General features: G+C 64.9%; 11 protein-coding genes, 1 tRNA gene and 1 pseudogene. 8 read left to right on the top strand and 5 right to left on the bottom strand.

Features of this window, described 5'->3' with window-relative positions; translation table 11 throughout:
• The 4 genes and pseudogenes from A2J02_RS08455 to dcd all read right to left on the bottom strand — a co-directional run.
• Window positions 1-623, bottom strand: a pseudogene (locus A2J02_RS08455) (hypothetical protein); the annotation flags it as partial.
• Window positions 624-703: 80 nt separating this feature from the next.
• Complete coding sequence (locus A2J02_RS08450) at window positions 704-2,146, bottom strand: CYTH and CHAD domain-containing protein (protein WP_068049242.1); 1,443 nt, start codon at window positions 2,144-2,146, stop codon at window positions 704-706.
• Window positions 2,147-2,201: 55 nt separating this feature from the next.
• Window positions 2,202-3,734: an Hsp70 family protein gene (locus A2J02_RS08445; RefSeq protein ID WP_068049239.1), complete on the bottom strand. Its 1,533-nt coding sequence runs from the start codon at window positions 3,732-3,734 to the stop codon at window positions 2,202-2,204.
• Window positions 3,735-3,902: 168 nt separating this feature from the next.
• On the bottom strand, window positions 3,903-4,481 hold the full coding sequence (gene dcd, locus A2J02_RS08440; RefSeq protein ID WP_068049238.1) for a dCTP deaminase: 579 nt from the start codon (window positions 4,479-4,481) through the stop codon (window positions 3,903-3,905).
• Between the two features lie 140 nt (window positions 4,482-4,621).
• On the opposite strand from dcd, the gene A2J02_RS08435 reads away from it, so the two are divergent.
• From A2J02_RS08435 to A2J02_RS08410, 6 genes are all read left to right on the top strand, one after another.
• Complete coding sequence (locus A2J02_RS08435) at window positions 4,622-5,335, top strand: hypothetical protein (RefSeq protein ID WP_068049236.1); 714 nt, start codon at window positions 4,622-4,624, stop codon at window positions 5,333-5,335.
• A complete protein-coding gene (locus A2J02_RS08430) occupies window positions 5,332-7,461 on the top strand; it encodes an Rv1355c family protein (RefSeq protein WP_068049234.1) in 2,130 nt (709 codons plus the stop codon). The genes A2J02_RS08435 and A2J02_RS08430 overlap by 4 nt, the downstream gene beginning before the upstream one ends.
• Window positions 7,462-7,578: 117 nt before the next feature.
• Complete coding sequence (locus tag A2J02_RS08425) at window positions 7,579-9,360, top strand: putative bifunctional diguanylate cyclase/phosphodiesterase (RefSeq protein WP_068049233.1); 1,782 nt, start codon at window positions 7,579-7,581, stop codon at window positions 9,358-9,360.
• A 30-nt stretch (window positions 9,361-9,390) separates the two neighbouring features.
• Window positions 9,391-9,464, top strand: a tRNA-Gly gene (locus A2J02_RS08420).
• 271 nt (window positions 9,465-9,735) lie between these two features.
• Window positions 9,736-10,587, top strand: a complete 852-nt coding sequence (locus A2J02_RS08415) for a glycoside hydrolase family 16 protein (RefSeq protein ID WP_082898707.1) — start codon at window positions 9,736-9,738, stop codon at window positions 10,585-10,587.
• A gap of 167 nt (window positions 10,588-10,754) precedes the next feature.
• Window positions 10,755-11,711 carry an esterase/lipase family protein gene (locus A2J02_RS08410; protein WP_068049230.1) on the top strand — a complete coding sequence of 319 codons (957 nt, stop codon included), beginning with the start codon at window positions 10,755-10,757 and terminating at the stop codon, window positions 11,709-11,711.
• A 3-nt stretch (window positions 11,712-11,714) separates the two neighbouring features.
• Here the strand turns inward: A2J02_RS08410 and A2J02_RS08405 are convergent, their stop codons facing one another.
• Window positions 11,715-12,902 (bottom strand): PucR family transcriptional regulator, encoded by a 1,188-nt coding sequence (locus tag A2J02_RS08405; protein ID WP_068049226.1) that lies wholly within the window; start codon window positions 12,900-12,902, stop codon window positions 11,715-11,717.
• 188 nt (window positions 12,903-13,090) lie between these two features.
• Between A2J02_RS08405 and A2J02_RS08400 the strand changes: the two genes are divergently transcribed.
• Both A2J02_RS08400 and A2J02_RS08395 read left to right on the top strand, forming a co-directional pair.
• Window positions 13,091-14,809: an aldehyde dehydrogenase family protein gene (locus A2J02_RS08400; protein ID WP_068049244.1), complete on the top strand. Its 1,719-nt coding sequence runs from the start codon at window positions 13,091-13,093 to the stop codon at window positions 14,807-14,809.
• 29 nt (window positions 14,810-14,838) lie between these two features.
• A partial coding sequence (locus A2J02_RS08395) for a GMC family oxidoreductase (RefSeq protein WP_197477975.1) occupies window positions 14,839-15,416 on the top strand: 578 nt, incomplete at its 3' end.

Here is a 15,416-nt window from a genome sequence, read left to right as displayed (position 1 = left end):
ACCACCACCGCCGAGGACGCGGCTTCGTTGTCTCCGCTCGACGGGACCTCGGCAACATCGGCGGTATCGACCACGGAATTCTGCGTTGGATCGGACGCCGCCAGTGCCCACACGGTGGCTCCGCTCAGTGCGGCGAGAACCGCGACGCCCAACCCGATCATCGTCAGTCTCGCGATGCGGGGCGTACCGGCCACATCGCTGCCGGAACCACTTCGGTCTTCTTCACCCGTCGCAGTCGGAACGGCCACCGGCTCGGCGAGGGCGGCCTTGGCTCCGATCAGTGCCGCTGCAATTACCGATGGAACCGCGGAGTTCAACCGCGGATCTCCGGCATCCACTACCCCGACGTCATGAATATCGTGGGCGGCCAGAGCGGCACGAACGGTCCCGCAGAGCGCGATGCTGTCGCAGACCACCCCGGACCCGCTGATCAGCAGGTCGTTCTGGGCCGCCTGCACCCTCATGATTCCGAGCATCGTCGTGACGGCGTCCCCGACACCCCCGGGAGCCGAGGAGACGGAGACGGTGCGAGTGGAAATGGGGCCGAGCTCGGGTAGATCGGCCTCGACCAACGCAGCAGATATTTCGTCGTCACCGACGTGCACCCCGAGCGCAATGGCCATGATCGTCGACTCCCCCGATTCGATTCGGACTCAGAGTACCCTTCGAGTCTCGAATCGGGGAATCATCCCGGTTTCGGTGATCAGAACTCCAACCTGCTCGCCTCGTCCCGGGCTACCTCGGCGGCGCGACGCTCGCGCTCGAACAGCAGGCCGAAGGTGAAACCGTTCTCCCCCGCCGTCGTCCCTGCCCGCGCGCCGAGAGTTCGCAGAATTTCCGCCGCGATCACCGCATCCTGGTGCTCTCCCAGCACCTCCTGAATTGTCTTGTAGTGCTTGATGTTCGCTTTCGAGACCTTCTTGTCCACCACCGGCGCCACCAACTCGGCCGCATACCGCGCACGTTTCGACGCCTTCCGTGCACGATGCAACGCCTCGTCGTCGGTACCGCGCACGGCACTCTTCGTGCGATCGATCGCCTTCTTGCCGGCCTTGCGCGCCAGCTTGACCAACACGCGGTCGGTAACCTCGCCGTCGATCGGTAGCCCCCGCGACCACTCCGACAGCGTCGTGAGCAGCGCGCGGTAACGATCTCCGTCGAGTTCGGTCATCGCCGCCTCGCGGTATCGGATCTGCTCGGCCAACAGATCGTTCTCGATGCGCGACGCCACCGGCCCGAGCACCAGTTCGGGCGGCAGTTCGCGCAGCGCTGCCGCGAACCGAGCACGCTGCACCTGACGATCTCGAACCTCACCGAGAATGCTTGCATACCAGGACAGTTCGGCCTCGAGTTGGGCAGCCGGCTCGTCCTCGAACAGACTCCCGAACACGCGGAGGGTACTGCGGTAGCGCCGAATGGCCACCCGCGTGGAGTGAATCGGATCCAGCCCCCGACGCAGATACACATCGCCTGCGACGATCGCCTGCGCCTGATCGTCGAGATAGTCCGCCAGCAGCGCCACCCCGGGTTCGGCAGGTTCCTGGCGCACCACCGACAGCGCACGATCCAACTTCGACGGATGCGCCGAGGGCCGAGCACCGGCGGCGCGCAGCACCTTGCCCGCCTTCTTCAGGAACGACTCCGAGCCTGCGGGTCCGAGTTCCACCTCCACCTCGCGCCACCGCGGACCGGTCGCACCGCCGATCAAGACCACCGACACTTCGTCGTCGGCGATTTCCGCGACGACGGCCCCATCGGCGTCGGACACGGTGTGGATCGTTCGACGCGTCGTCAAAGTAGCGACCGCGGCCAACTGCGCGCCCATCACCGCACCGCGCAGTACATCGTTCAGCTCGTCCGGCACCGCGTTGTGCGCACCGCTGCCGAGAGGGAGCCGAATCTCGGTCCGCGCCTTCTCCGCCGGGACCTTTGCATGCCAGCCGTTGTCGGAGTCACCGGTACGACACCGGACGGTGATCCCGCGTCGCAACAGGTCGTGGCCCGCAGTGTCGAAATACTCACTGCTCAGGTCGGTCTCGCTCGACACCAGTGCGCCGCCGGTGGGCACCAGCGCAGCGAGAGTGGGCAACTGAAATTCTGCGTCGACGTCGAACTTGTCTTCGCGCTCGGTCTGAATCGACTCCATACTGCTCATCCTGCCTCGAGTGCCCGGGCCGATGACGGCCGAAAGCGCAGACCGGTCAGCGTCGCGGAAAGTCGAAATCCGGCAATGAAAAGTCGATCGTCCGAGTCGGCCGCGTTGTTGTCGTCGTGGTCCGGGTCGTCGTGGTGGGACGCGTTGTGGTCGGACGAGTCGTGGCGGCAGGTGGGACCGTCGTCTGCACCACGGTCGACCGATCGACGGTGGGCCTGCTCGGTGCCGTTGTCTGCTCGATGTCGGACGGGGCACCGGTCGTGGTGACGGTGCGCCGTGTGGCGGTGGCGCTTTCGGCGACCGTCGTGGCCGGTGCCTGAGACGAGGACGACGTTGGCGGCGCGCCGGCCGAAGGAGAGGTCGGCGTCGCCGTCGTGGTCGCGAACGGTACCGACGGTTCGGCGGGTTCGGCGGGTTCGGCGGGTGACCCGTCTGCCGCAGGCACTACGGACTGCGACCGGGCGGGTTGCGAGGAGTCCTGCGACGTGGTCACCGACGGCGCTGGATCCTCGCCGCTGGTCCGTGCCGCCGCAGTGACCACGGTGCCGGCTGCACACACCGCGACGAGTGCCGCGAGCGCACCGCCGAGATGCCGGGACTTGTTGGCCCTGGTCATCCGCTTGGAGGAGGTGTCGCTGTGCCGCGGACGCTTCGAGACCACCGGGACAACCGCGGTCACCTCGAGGTCTGCGGAATCCCGGTCCACGGCAGCGAACCGATCGGTGAGCGCCTCCGGTGCCGCAGGCGCAGGCCGCAGACCCACCGTCCGAGCGATCCCAGCAGCGCCGTGCGCCGCCAGCAGTTCCGGCTGCTCGGGCACATAGACCGGCATCGACACCGCGTCGAACAGGACCTGACGAATTATCTGCATGTTGGCACCGCCGCCGACGGCGACGACGGCGTCGACGCGAACGCCCTGCGCCTCGACCGCGTCGAGGACGTCGACGGCCATCGAGACGGCTCGGTGCACGGCGTCGCCGATGACCTCGTCGAGATTGCCACGCCACAGCGACGCGCGTCCGCCGACGAACGGCCCGGTGATCGACACGCTGCGAAGCAGAGCCAGCTCGTGTTTGCCGTCGCGGACGTCGTGCACGAGCCGCCTGCGAGCCTCGATCGTCAGCGCCTCGGCCGCGCCGAATGTCGCGATGAGGTGATCGCACAGCATTCGATCGCACTCGTCACCACTGAGCGCGTCCGTTCGACGCGACGCGAGAACGTCGCCGCTGTCGATGTCGACCACGGAGACCGAGGTACCGGACGCGCCGACGTCGAACAGGGCGACGCAGCGTTCGCCTGCCAGCACACGTGTCTCACGTAGTGCGCCCAATTGGGCACCGAGTTCGGACACGAGGACGACACCGTCGGAGAAATCCTGATCGTAGGCCGCTCTTGGGTCGCTCTCACGCAATGCGAGCACCGGATAGAAATCCGCCGACGCATACTCCGACGCCAGGTTGTGAACCGATGTGATGACGGCATCCCACGGATCGGGGGCGAGGCCGTTGGGTGCGGGCCGGGACGCGACGGGCTCGTGCACTTCGAGCACGGCGCCGGAGCGAGCGTTGGCACTGATCACGCTGCGGAGACCACTCGACCCCAACGAAGCGCCGAGTACGGACACATCGGGAACCGCGGACACAAGAAACCTCACTCTGGTAGGCCCCAACCCACGTCAGGTCACCAGAGTACCGTTACAACCGTCCGTTCGTCATGTTTTTCGGCGTTCAAACAAACTGCGAGATCGTTACTCGACGCTCGACCGGACGAAATTCAGGTAGGCCTTCGACGGCGTCGGCCCACGCTGACCCTGATACTTCGACCCCACCGCGGCACTGCCGTACGGATTCTCGGACGGCGACGACAGCCGGAACAGACACAGCTGCCCGATCTTCATGCCCGGCCACAACGTGATCGGGAGGTTGGCGACGTTGGACAACTCCAACGTGATGTGGCCGCTGAAGCCCGGATCGATGAACCCTGCAGTCGAGTGCGTGAGCAGACCCAGCCGCCCGAGCGAGCTCTTCCCCTCGAGCCGACCGGCCAGGTAGTCCGGCAGCGTCGTCAATTCGAGAGTGGAGCCGAGAACGAATTCACCCGGGTGCAGAACGAAGGGCTCGCCGGCCGCGGGTTCGACCAACGTCGTCAACTCGTCTTGCTGGAGCGACGGGTCGATGTGGGTGTAGCGGGTGTTGTTGAACACCCGAAACAGCTTGTCGAGCCGCACATCGACACTCGACGGCTGAACCATCGACGGGTCGAACGGTTCGATCGCCAGGTTTCCCTGGGTCACTTCGGCACGGATGTCACGGTCGGAGAGCAGCACCTCTGCAGGCTACTGGTCCTGGGCGGTCCCCCGCGACACACCCGAGTCCCGATCGCGGCGCATAGCTCTGCAAAGGAAAAGCCGGACAATCGAGCGGCACGACCATTCACATTCGGCAAACTCCTGTCAGGAAGACTGAAATGACAATTGCGTTCGACGTCCCCTCGTACTGGGATCAGCGATCCCAATGCTTCGTTCTGGCCACCACTCCCACAGAAAATCCGGCGTTGTGGAAACAATTCCTGGATGGCGCAGAGGAAAGCTATATGCGACACGGTGTCACCACCGCTCTCGAAATATCGGCCATTCGTGACGGCAGCACCACGGCGCTGTTCTTCGCCGCACTCGACCGAACCGGACAAATAGTCGGCGGGGTACGGGTACAAGGACCGTATTCCTCGGTCGATCAATCGCACGCACTGATCGAATTCGCCGACCATCCAGAAGGCCTACGGCACGTGCACACCATGCTCGACGAACGCATCGGCCACGGAGTCGTCGAACTCAAATCCGCGTGGGTCGCTCAGCACGCACCCCACGGCCGCGCCGTCACCGCGATGATCGCCGAATCCCCCGCCTACAGCACAGCACTTCTCGGTGCGCGCTACGCCCTTGCCACCGCGGCCTCCCACGTCCGTACCGCATGGCTCGACACCGGCGCCGTCATCGCCACCCAGATCGCGCCGATCCCCTATCCTGACGATCGCTATCGAACCGAGGTGTTCTGGTGGGACAGAACAACACTCGCATTCAACGCCGACCTGGCCACCTGGCGCCGAATGCGGCACAACACGGTCACCCTGCTCGCACACCGCCGCGCAGCCGTCGAACTCCCGGAAGCAGTCGCATCATGAACGATCGAACCACGCCCGGCCACCACTGGAAGCCTGTGATATTCGACGAGACGGACGCCACACAGCGCGACGCACTCGACGAACTCAGAGCCGACCCCACCCTCACTTTCCTGGACGAGCGAGAGACGCAGAGAAATGGCCTGCGCTCACTGCTTCCCAGCCCTGAGCAGAGCTTTCTCGACGAAAACGACAGGTGGGTTTTCTTTTCGTGGCGAAAGACGGTTGTCGCCGTACTCGGACCCCGCTCGTTTCGACACCTGCGGCTGGACAGGAACAGAAACAAGATAACCCTCGAGGAACAGAATTCCTTGGGAGATCTCACGATAGGAATCATCGGCCTCAGCGTCGGGCACTCCATTGCCCACACTCTCGCACTCGAAGGAATCTGCGGGACGCTTCGACTCGCCGATTTCGACGAGATCGAACTGTCCAACCTCAACAGAATTCCCGCGTCCATCCTCGATCTCGGGGTCAACAAAGCGGTCGTCGCGGCCCGACGCATTGCCGAAATCGACCCGTATCTGCGCGTCGAGATCGCCGAGGACGGAATCACCGAGAACACCATCGACGAGTTCTTCGACGGACTCGATCTGCTCGTCGAGGAATGCGACTCCCTCGATGTCAAGGTCCGCGCCCGCGAGGCAGCCCGCTCGCGCGGGATCCCGGTACTGATGGAGACCTCCGACCGGGGACTGCTCGACGTCGAGCGCTTCGACCTCGAACCCGACCGTCCGGTGTTCCACGGCGTCCTCGGCGAGATCGACTCGACGAGCCTGCAGGGGCTGGGCACGCGCGACAAGATCCCCATCGTGCTCGATCAGCTCGACGCCTCACTGCTCTCGGCCCGGATGGCCGCCTCGATGGTGGAAGTGAGCGAAACGATCGAGACCTGGCCACAATTGGGCGGCGACGTTCAACTCGGCGGTGCAACCATCGCAGCAGCCGTTCGACGCTTCGGCACCGGAGCGCACCTGCCGTCCGGACGAATCCGCGTCGATCTCGAGACCCATCTCGACGCGCTCGCGACCCCGAATCCGACGCCGAGGGCGCAGCAGTCTGCGACCGACACCGCCGTCGAGGCTCACCACGCAGCCGTCGATCCCGACGCGCTCGTTCTCGACGCTGCGCGCCGGGCACCGTCCGGTGGAAACAGTCAGCCGTGGACGTTCACCCGTGACGGACGCACCGTGCGGATCGGGGTGGATCGTTCCCGCACGTCGACCCTCGACGTCGCCTTCCGGGGCAGCTACGTGGCAGTGGGTGCGGCCGCCTTCAACGCGCGCGTGGTGGCCACCGCGCAGGGCAGGCTCGACCGCAGCGAGGTCACCGACCACGGAGTCGAGATCACCCTGAGTGCGGGCGACCCACAACCCGTCACGGATCGACGCCTGCTCGACGGCGTTCTCGAGCGGTGCACCAATCGAGAAATGGGCACCGGCGCACCCCTGGATGCCGGCATCGCCGCCGACATCGCCGCTGCGGCAGAAGCAGAGGGTGGCCGGGTAGTGCTGCTGACGGCACCCGAGTCCATCGCGGCGGCCGCGGATATCCTCGCCGCCGCCGATCGAATCCGGTATCTCACACCGCACCTGCATCGAGACATGTTCTCCGAGTTGCGCTGGCCGGGAGATCTCGATCCCGACCGGGGAATCGAGGTGTCGACTCTGGGGATCGACGACGCGGACCTGTCCAAGCTCGAGATCGTCAAGCGGCCGGACGTCATGGAGCTCGTGCATGCGTGGGACGCCGGTGCAGCGCTCGGGACCGACATGCGCGACCGTGTGCTGTCGAGTTCGGCACTCGCAGTGGTCGTCGTGCCCGGATCGACCGCAGCAGATTACATCATCGGGGGATGTGCAACGGAGAACGTTTGGGTAACTGCGCATTTGCGCGGATTGGCAGTGCAGCCGGTTTCCCCCGCGTTCCTCTATGCGCGCACCGCGGAGGAATATCGACAACTGGCACCGCACCACGCAGAAACGCTGCAGCAGTTGAGTTTCGAGCTCCGCGCTCTGCTTGAAATCGAAAACACAGAGTCCGTCGCGCTGGTGTTGCGGCTCGGTAGCGCCCCGAAAACTCCGATACATAGTCGCAGACTTCCTGTTTCAGCGTCTGTATCGGGGTAGAGTTCCGGCGGAGACCAGGGGGAACAGTCCTGCACTGCGTCTACGAGAGGCGGGAGTGGGGCCCTGGAGCACAACCAGACGCTCGAGGTCCTCGTCACCGGCGTCGCAACCGAACTCATGGGAGTCGATGCGGCGACGGTGCGCGAGGCCTACGACTCCGTGCTGCGGCAACTCGTGGACTACCTGGGCATCGACTTCAGCTTCCTCCGGCACAACGATTTCGAGGCCAGGGCCACCAGACTCAGCGCAGAATGGCCACCGCGACTGAGCGTGCCCGATCCCGACCCACTGGCAGTGGTCTACTTCGACGAAGCAGACTCGGTGTTCCGCCTGGCCGAAACACTGACCGAACCGGCAGTGTTTCGGCCGGACCCGGAGCAGGAGGACTACCGCCGACGCGTCGAGGACGCGTCGGGATTCTCTGCGACCTCGATGGCCGTCGTCCCGCTGCTGCACTCGGAGCGCACCACCGGCATCCTCGGCTTCATCAAGATCGGCGACCGAACGTGGTCCGAGGCAGAACTCAACGCGCTCAAAGCGATTGCGGCACTGCTCTCCCAACTTCAGGCGCGAGTGAGCGCCGAGGAGCAACTCCGGTTCTCGGCGCTGCACGACCACCTGACCAAACTGCCCAACCGCACAGCGCTCACACAACACCTCCGCGAACGACTCGACCCGGCCATGCCCGGTCCCGTCGCCGTGATGCACATCGACCTCGATCGACTCAAAGCCTTGAACGACTTTCTGGGACACCTCGCGGGAGACCACTACCTCCAGACCATCGCCGACCGACTGCAGAGCTTCGTCGGCAAGTCGGCCGGTCTCGTGGCACGCCTGGGCGGCGACGAATTCCTGGTGGTACTGGCCGGGCCGTGCTCGGCCCGGGTCGCAGCACACCACGCCGAGATGATCGCCGACGCCATGTACGCCCCCGTCACCCTCGGAGTCGAACGCATCAGCAGAAGCGCGAGCATCGGAATCGCCTTCGGCCAGCCGGGCAAGCACACCGCGGAGTCGCTTCTGCGGCAGGCAGATCAAGCCGCCCTGGTAGCCAAACGCGGAGGCGGGCACGACATCGCCCTGTTCACCGAGGAGATGCACGCCGAAGCCGAACTCCGCAACGACGTCGAGATCCATCTGCGCGACGCCATCGCAGGCGACTCCCTCACCCTGCACTTCCAGCCCGAGGTGGACCTCGTCACCGGACGCATCACCGCAGTCGAAGCACTGGTCCGTTGGCAACACCCCACCCGAGGCCTACTACCCCCGTCCGCGTTCATCCCGGTGGCCGAGGACACGAACCTCGCCGGAGAACTCGGCCGCTGGGTGCTCGACCACGCCTGCCGCACCCTCGCCGACTGGCAACGCGAGATCCCCCACCTCGACATCGCCATGCGCGTCAACATATCTCCCGTCCAACTGGTCACCAACGGATTCGTCGGTGCCGTCGCCAGAGCACTCACGGAGTTCTCGATAGCCGGGCCCGACCTCTGCCTCGAGATCACCGAAGTGGCAGTGGTACAGGACCTTTCCCGCACTCGCGTGACACTGCGCGAACTCCGCGAACTCGGCGTGCAAGTGGCCATAGACGACTTCGGCACCGGATACAGCTCGCTGTCGCACCTCAAGGAACTTCCCGTCGATGCACTCAAGATCGACCGCGCCTTCGTCACCGACCTCGGAGCCAGAAACACCGGCGACCTCGCCATCGTCCAATCCATCATCGGACTCGCCGACGCATTCGGACTCGACATCATCGCCGAAGGCGTCGAAACACAGACCGCCAGAAACACCCTGATCGAACTGGGCTGCACTCGCGCACAGGGATACCTGTTCTCCAAGCCGGTACCAGCACACGACGCCCTCACCCTGCTGCACGGCGTGCGAATCGACATCTGAACGCCCTGGTAACCTCGAACCGCACCACACGCCGGTGTAGTTCATTGGTAGAACGCGACCTTCCCAAGGTTGAGAGGCGGGTTCGATTCCCGTCACCGGCTCCACGCTGGCTCCCCCTCGAGTCGCTTCCGCCTCGCGCACACCGCTGATTTCGCTAACCCTCCCTAGTCACTGCGGTCACTCCTGAAACAAACCGACCACCGCAGACCATTGGTCGATACCCTTGCTACCGACCAGTAACATAGGCTAATTCATTCATTGTATTCGCAAGAATTCCTGCATTTCAAAAGAAACTTCTGTCGCCTAGTTTGCCGTGCTAGAAATCAAATGTCGACATTTGTTCACCGACATATGACCCTGACAGGAATCCCCCTCATGCGATCACTATTCACAATTGTCGCGGTCGCCCTGACGACGATGGCCGTGGCCGTCTCGTCGGCGACCGCAGCCCCGTCACTCGCCGCGCCCCCGAGAACCCAGGGCGGAGCAGGAACCGTGCTGTGGGAAGACCAATTCAACGGGTACGGCGGACCCGACCCCTCCAAATGGGGGTTTCAGACCGGCCGCTGGGGCGCGAGTTCCGGTGAGCAGCAGTACTATACGGACTCCTGGAACAACGCCAACCAGTTCAACGGCTCACTGAACATCACCGCGCGTCGAGAGACACCACCGGACCGCAAGCGGGCACCGTACAACTTCACCAGCGCCCGCGTGGTCAGCATGGGCAAGCAATCGGTGACGCCGCCGGTGCGCATCGAAGCATCGATCAAGATGCCGAGCGCCCAGGGCCTGCTGCCCGCATTCTGGACCCTCGGTCTACAACCCGGTGGCGAATATTCATGGCCCAGCCAAGGGGAAGTGGACATCGTCGAAATTCCCGGACTGTACGGACCGTCATTCAATTTGCACGGTCCCTCGAAGTGGAACTCCAATCAAGATGTGAAGACCGGCGGCAGTATGAATCCGGTCGGCAACGGATTCCACACGTACCGCATCGACTGGCTACCGAACAGCATCACCTGGTTCGTCGACGGGGTCGCTCGATACTCCTTCACTCAGGCCCAGTACGAGGCGAAGGGTGGCAACTGGAAGGCGTTCTCGGGCGCATGGCCGCACTACATCCTGTTCAACGTCGCCGTGGGCAACAACTGGACCGGCAAGACGCTGAACAGCACGCCGTACCCGCAGACGATGAGTGTCGACTGGCTGCGTGTGAGTCGCCTCTGACCTGCAGAACAATCCTTCTCTCCGCACGGGGCCCAGCCACCACGGCTGGGTCCCGTGCGGTTTACGCGCCAAGCACGGTTTCGCGCGAAGAACAATTCTTGTGACTTTTCTCAGTCCACACCCCCACTCATAGGGACATTCCACAGTTCGAGGAATACCGTCTATTCATGCGCGGGCCACGGCGAAGTCTGATCACCCTCGTACTCGTCGCTGCCGCTGCGCTGCTGGCACCCTCCGCGCACGCGGGGCCGCTGATGCCCATCGCCGCTGCCCCCGAGCAGCCCGATCACGCCGATGCCATCCGCTACGCCGCATCCAATCGCGACGCCGCACCTCCCGGAGCCAACGACATGGGCTGCAAGCCCACTGCGGCGCACCCGAATCCAGTCGTCCTGGTACACGGCACCGACGCCACTGCGTACTCCGACTGGGCCGGCTTCGCCCCCATCCTGAAAGCAGCCGGATTCTGCGTCTTCGCCATCAACTACGGCACCTCGCCGGACGGCAAATCCAACGGGTACGGCGTCATCGAAGACAGTGCAGCGCAACTGAAGTCGATGACACTGTCGATACTTCAGGCAACCGGTGCCGGAGCAGTCGACGTGGTCGGCTACTCGCAGGGTGCCGCGGTCGCTCGATACTTCGTCAACAGGCTCGGCGGTGCCTACGTGGTCGACAGATGGGTGGGCATCGCATCACCGACCTACGGCGGCACCATGTACGGAGTAGCGCCCGTCGTACAGGCAGTGCCGGGTGCAACCGGGGTCGTAGCGGGCGAATTCGGCCCAGGGCTCGCCCAACTGATGGCCGGATCCGATTTTCTCGAACGCCTCAATGCAGGCGGCGACACCGTGCCCGGAGTGGAGTACACCTCAATCGCGACGAGGGTCGACGAAGTGATCCAGCCGTACACCAATGCGCTGCTGCGGGATCCGGGAGCGCACAACATCGTGGTGCAGGACGTGTGCCCCGATACCGAGGTAGCGCACTTCACGTTCACCTACGACCCCACCGCGCTGCGGCTGGCGCTCAACGCACTCGACCCGGCGAACGCGCGTCCGCCGACCTGCGTACCGGTGCCGCTGGGAGCCGGAATTCTCGACGTCGTCCTCGCCAGCCACTGACCCTCACGTCAGCAGCTGATACGCCCTGAGCCCGACGTAGAGTTCCGCGGCTTGAACCGGATCACGGAAGTCGCGTCCGGTGAGCTCGGCGATGCGACGCAGCCGATACAACACCGTATTGCGATGGTAGTGCAGCGATTCGGCGGCGTCGCGGGTGGAACCGCCGCACGAGAACCAGGCGTCGAGAGTGTCCAGCAGGCTCTGCCGTTCGGCTCGCGGCAGCGCCAGCAGATCACCGAGTATCTGACGCGAGGCGATGCGGCCCGACGAGGGATCGCGGACCAGCAGCAGCGGTACCGGCACGGAGTCGTAGCGCACCGGCGCGGACGGTGTGGCCGCGTTCGGGGTGCACGACCTCGCCAACCGGGCCTGACCGACGGCATCACCGATACCCGACGGGGACCGGAAGACCGAACTCACCCCCACCCGTCCCGGACACAGCTCGCTCAGCGTGATCAACGCGCAATCGATCTCCGATTCCGTTGCGGCACAGATGAGCCCGACGCTCCCGTCCACCTCGGCGTCCCACACCGATTCGGCACCCGCGGTACGGAGGCGGGAGATCAACCCGTCGATTCCCATCGCTGCGGTCAACGGCTCCTGCGAGACCACCGCGAAGTAGCCGTGGTCGGGAATGCGAAACGTGCGCAATGCGTCCGCTGCCGCAGTCGGATTCGCGCCGTGATCGGCGAAGAGCACCCGGATGAGGCGTCCACGGGCTTCGGCGCTCTCCCGCGCACGCATGTCGGCACTCTCTCGATAGGCCCCCGCTGCCTCGTCGGAGTACACGTCGACCAGAGCCCAGACCTGGGCGGCCATGTCCAGCAGCGCATGACTCGCCCGGCCGTCCGAACGTTCCATCAATTCGTCCCAGACCAACCTGCCGCCCAGCCGAAAAGCGTGAAGCAGGGCAGCCAGCGGTACCCCCTGCTCCGCCTTGAGTCGGCCCGCGTCCCGAGCCGACTCGAGTCGCATGGGAGCACGACCGGACAGCTTGCCCAGCATCGACGCCAGATTGCTCCGTGACGCCTCGTAGAGCTGCTCGGTGGTGAGCAGCGTCGATTCCAGGTAGGCGTGCTCGGCCCCCAGGATCCGTCGCACGAGTTCCGTAGCCAGATCGTCGACGCCGTCGAGCATCGTCGCGGCCAGATCGGTCGGTGACGGATGCACGTCGAACTCGGTGGCGGTCATGACAGAACTCTAACCTCACCCGTGTAAGCCACGCCACAGCCAAATTGTGCCACTGCACAAACCGCTGCATCCGATTGAGAGCCGTGGCCCATAGCGTCCCACGTCCGAGTGCGACCACAATCACAGTGGAAGCGTGCACCCGAACGACGAGTGGAGCCGAGAAGTTGACCAGCGACGTCACCCCACACCTGAAGCCCGTACCGACGCCGGGACCCACCGAGGCAGTCGACTCCGCACTCGCCGATCTGTCGGAGGGAGAGAAGAACTGGGGACGCCTCACGCTGGCCGAGCGGCGTGCCCTGCTCGAACGCGTGCACGCGCTGACCACAGCTCACGCGCAGGAGTGGGTGACGGCGGCAGCGTCGATCAAGGGACTCGACGCCTCGTCCACCCTCGTCGGAGAGGAATGGTTGTCGGGTCCGTACTCGTTCCTGAACGGACTCGGCACCGTGGCGCACACACTGGCGGCGCTCGAAGCCGGTAGCAGTCCGCTGGCCGGTGCCACGTTCGGAACGGCACCCGGTGGGCGCACGACGGTCTCGGTGCTGCCTCTCAACATCTTCGAGCGGCTCCTGCTCAACGGGTTCACCGCCGAGGTATGGCTGAAGCCCGGAATCGACCGTGCAACCGCACAGCGGACCGCAGGCCTGGCCCAGCTCGATCCCACCCGCACCGCGGGCATCGGAGTGGTACTCGGCGCAGGCAACATCACCTCGATCGCGCCGCTGGACGCGCTGTACGAACTGATCGGGTTCAATCGAGTCGTCGCACTCAAGCTCAACCCGATCATGGATCCGCTGTTGCCGGTGTTCGAGAAAGTCCTCGCGCCGCTCGTCGACATCGGTGCACTGCGCCTGCTCACCGGCGGAGCCGACGTGGGCACCTACCTGGTCCAGCACGATCGTGTCGACCACGTCCACATGACCGGCAGCGCCATCACGCACGACGCGATCGTCTTCGGTCCGGGCCCGGACGGCGCTGCCCGCAAGGCGGCCAACGACCCGATCCTCACCAAGGAGATCTCCAGCGAACTCGGTGGCGTCTCGCCCACCATCGTTCTGCCCGGAGAGTGGAGCCGTGCCGACATCGAATTCCAGGCCGAGCACATCGCCACCCAACGCCTGCACAACAGCGGATACAACTGTGTCGCTTCGCAAGTCGTCGTGCTGTCCTCGGAATGGAAGCAGCGCGACCAGTTCGTCGCCGCCCTGCGCGCCGCGCTGGACCGCGCGCCCGCCCGTGCGCCGTACTACCCCGGCAGCGACAAGCGAGTGTGCGACGCCACCGCCACCTACCCGTCCGCCGAGCGCCTCGGCGAGCGCGGTGGCCGCGTACTCATCACCGACCTGAACCCCGGTGAATACGCACCGCTGCTGCAGACCGAGTATTTCGCACCGGTCATGGGCATCATCGAATTGCCCTACAGCGGAGCAGCATTCGCAGCCAAGGCGGTTCAGGCCGCGAACGAGGAATTCACCGGCACCCTCGGCATCAACATCATCGGCACCCCCGGCACCATCAAGGGACTCGGGGAGAAATTCGACACCATGCTCGCCGACCTGCGCTACGGCACCATCGCCGTCAACGCCTGGACGGCCATCGGATTCCTCACCGCAGCAGCCACCTGGGGCGCATTCCCCGGCCACACCGTCGACGACGTCCAGAGCGGAATCGGCATCGTGCACAACGCCTTACTGATCGACGGAGCCGAGCGAACAGTGGTGCGCGGGCCCTTCCGGCCGATGCCGCGCTCGCTGATCAACGGCGAACTCTCCATCTCCCCGAAGCCACCGTGGTTCGTCACCAACAAGACCGCAGCATCGACGGGCAAGCTGCTCACCGCATTCGCGGGAGCACCGTCCTGGTCCAAGCTGCCGGCAATCTTCGCCTCCGCCCTGCGCGGGTAGAACCCACCGTCGACGACCGAAGGAAAATCATGAGCTCTCAGCGCACGACGGCCGACTACATCGTGGTGGGCGCAGGTTCGGCAGGCGCGGTGGTGGCCAATCGCCTCAGCGCAGACCCACGCAACGAGGTGGTTCTCCTCGAGGCCGGCCCCGAGGACAAGAACAAGTTCGCCCACATTCCCGCTGCGTTCTCCAAACTCTTTCGCAGCGAGGTCGATTGGGACTACTTGACCGAACCGCAACCGGAACTGCGTGATCGCAGCATCTATTGGCCGCGCGGCAAGATGCTCGGCGGTTCGTCGTCGATGAACGCGATGATGTGGGTGCGCGGATTCGCCGCCGACTACGACGAGTGGGCAGCGGTGTCCGACGACTCGTGGTCTTTCCGAAACCTCGTCGGATACTTTCGCAGGATCGAGAACATCGAGGGCACAACGGCAGTCGACGCCGGCACCGACGGCCCCCTCATCGTCTCCCACCAGCGCAGCCCCCGCGATCTGACGTCGTCGTTCCTCGACGGCGTCGAAGAAGCAGGCTATCCGCTGGAAACCGCGAACCTGCCCGAGCCCAAGGGCTTCACCCGCACGATGGTCAACCAGAAGCGCGG

The organism is Rhodococcus sp. EPR-147 (genome assembly GCF_001647185.1).
In the GTDB taxonomy this organism is placed as follows: Bacteria; Actinomycetota; Actinomycetes; order Mycobacteriales; family Mycobacteriaceae; genus Rhodococcoides.
The sequence above is the reverse complement of the archived record's forward strand: the minus strand, read 5'-3'. Positions and strand labels throughout refer to the sequence as shown.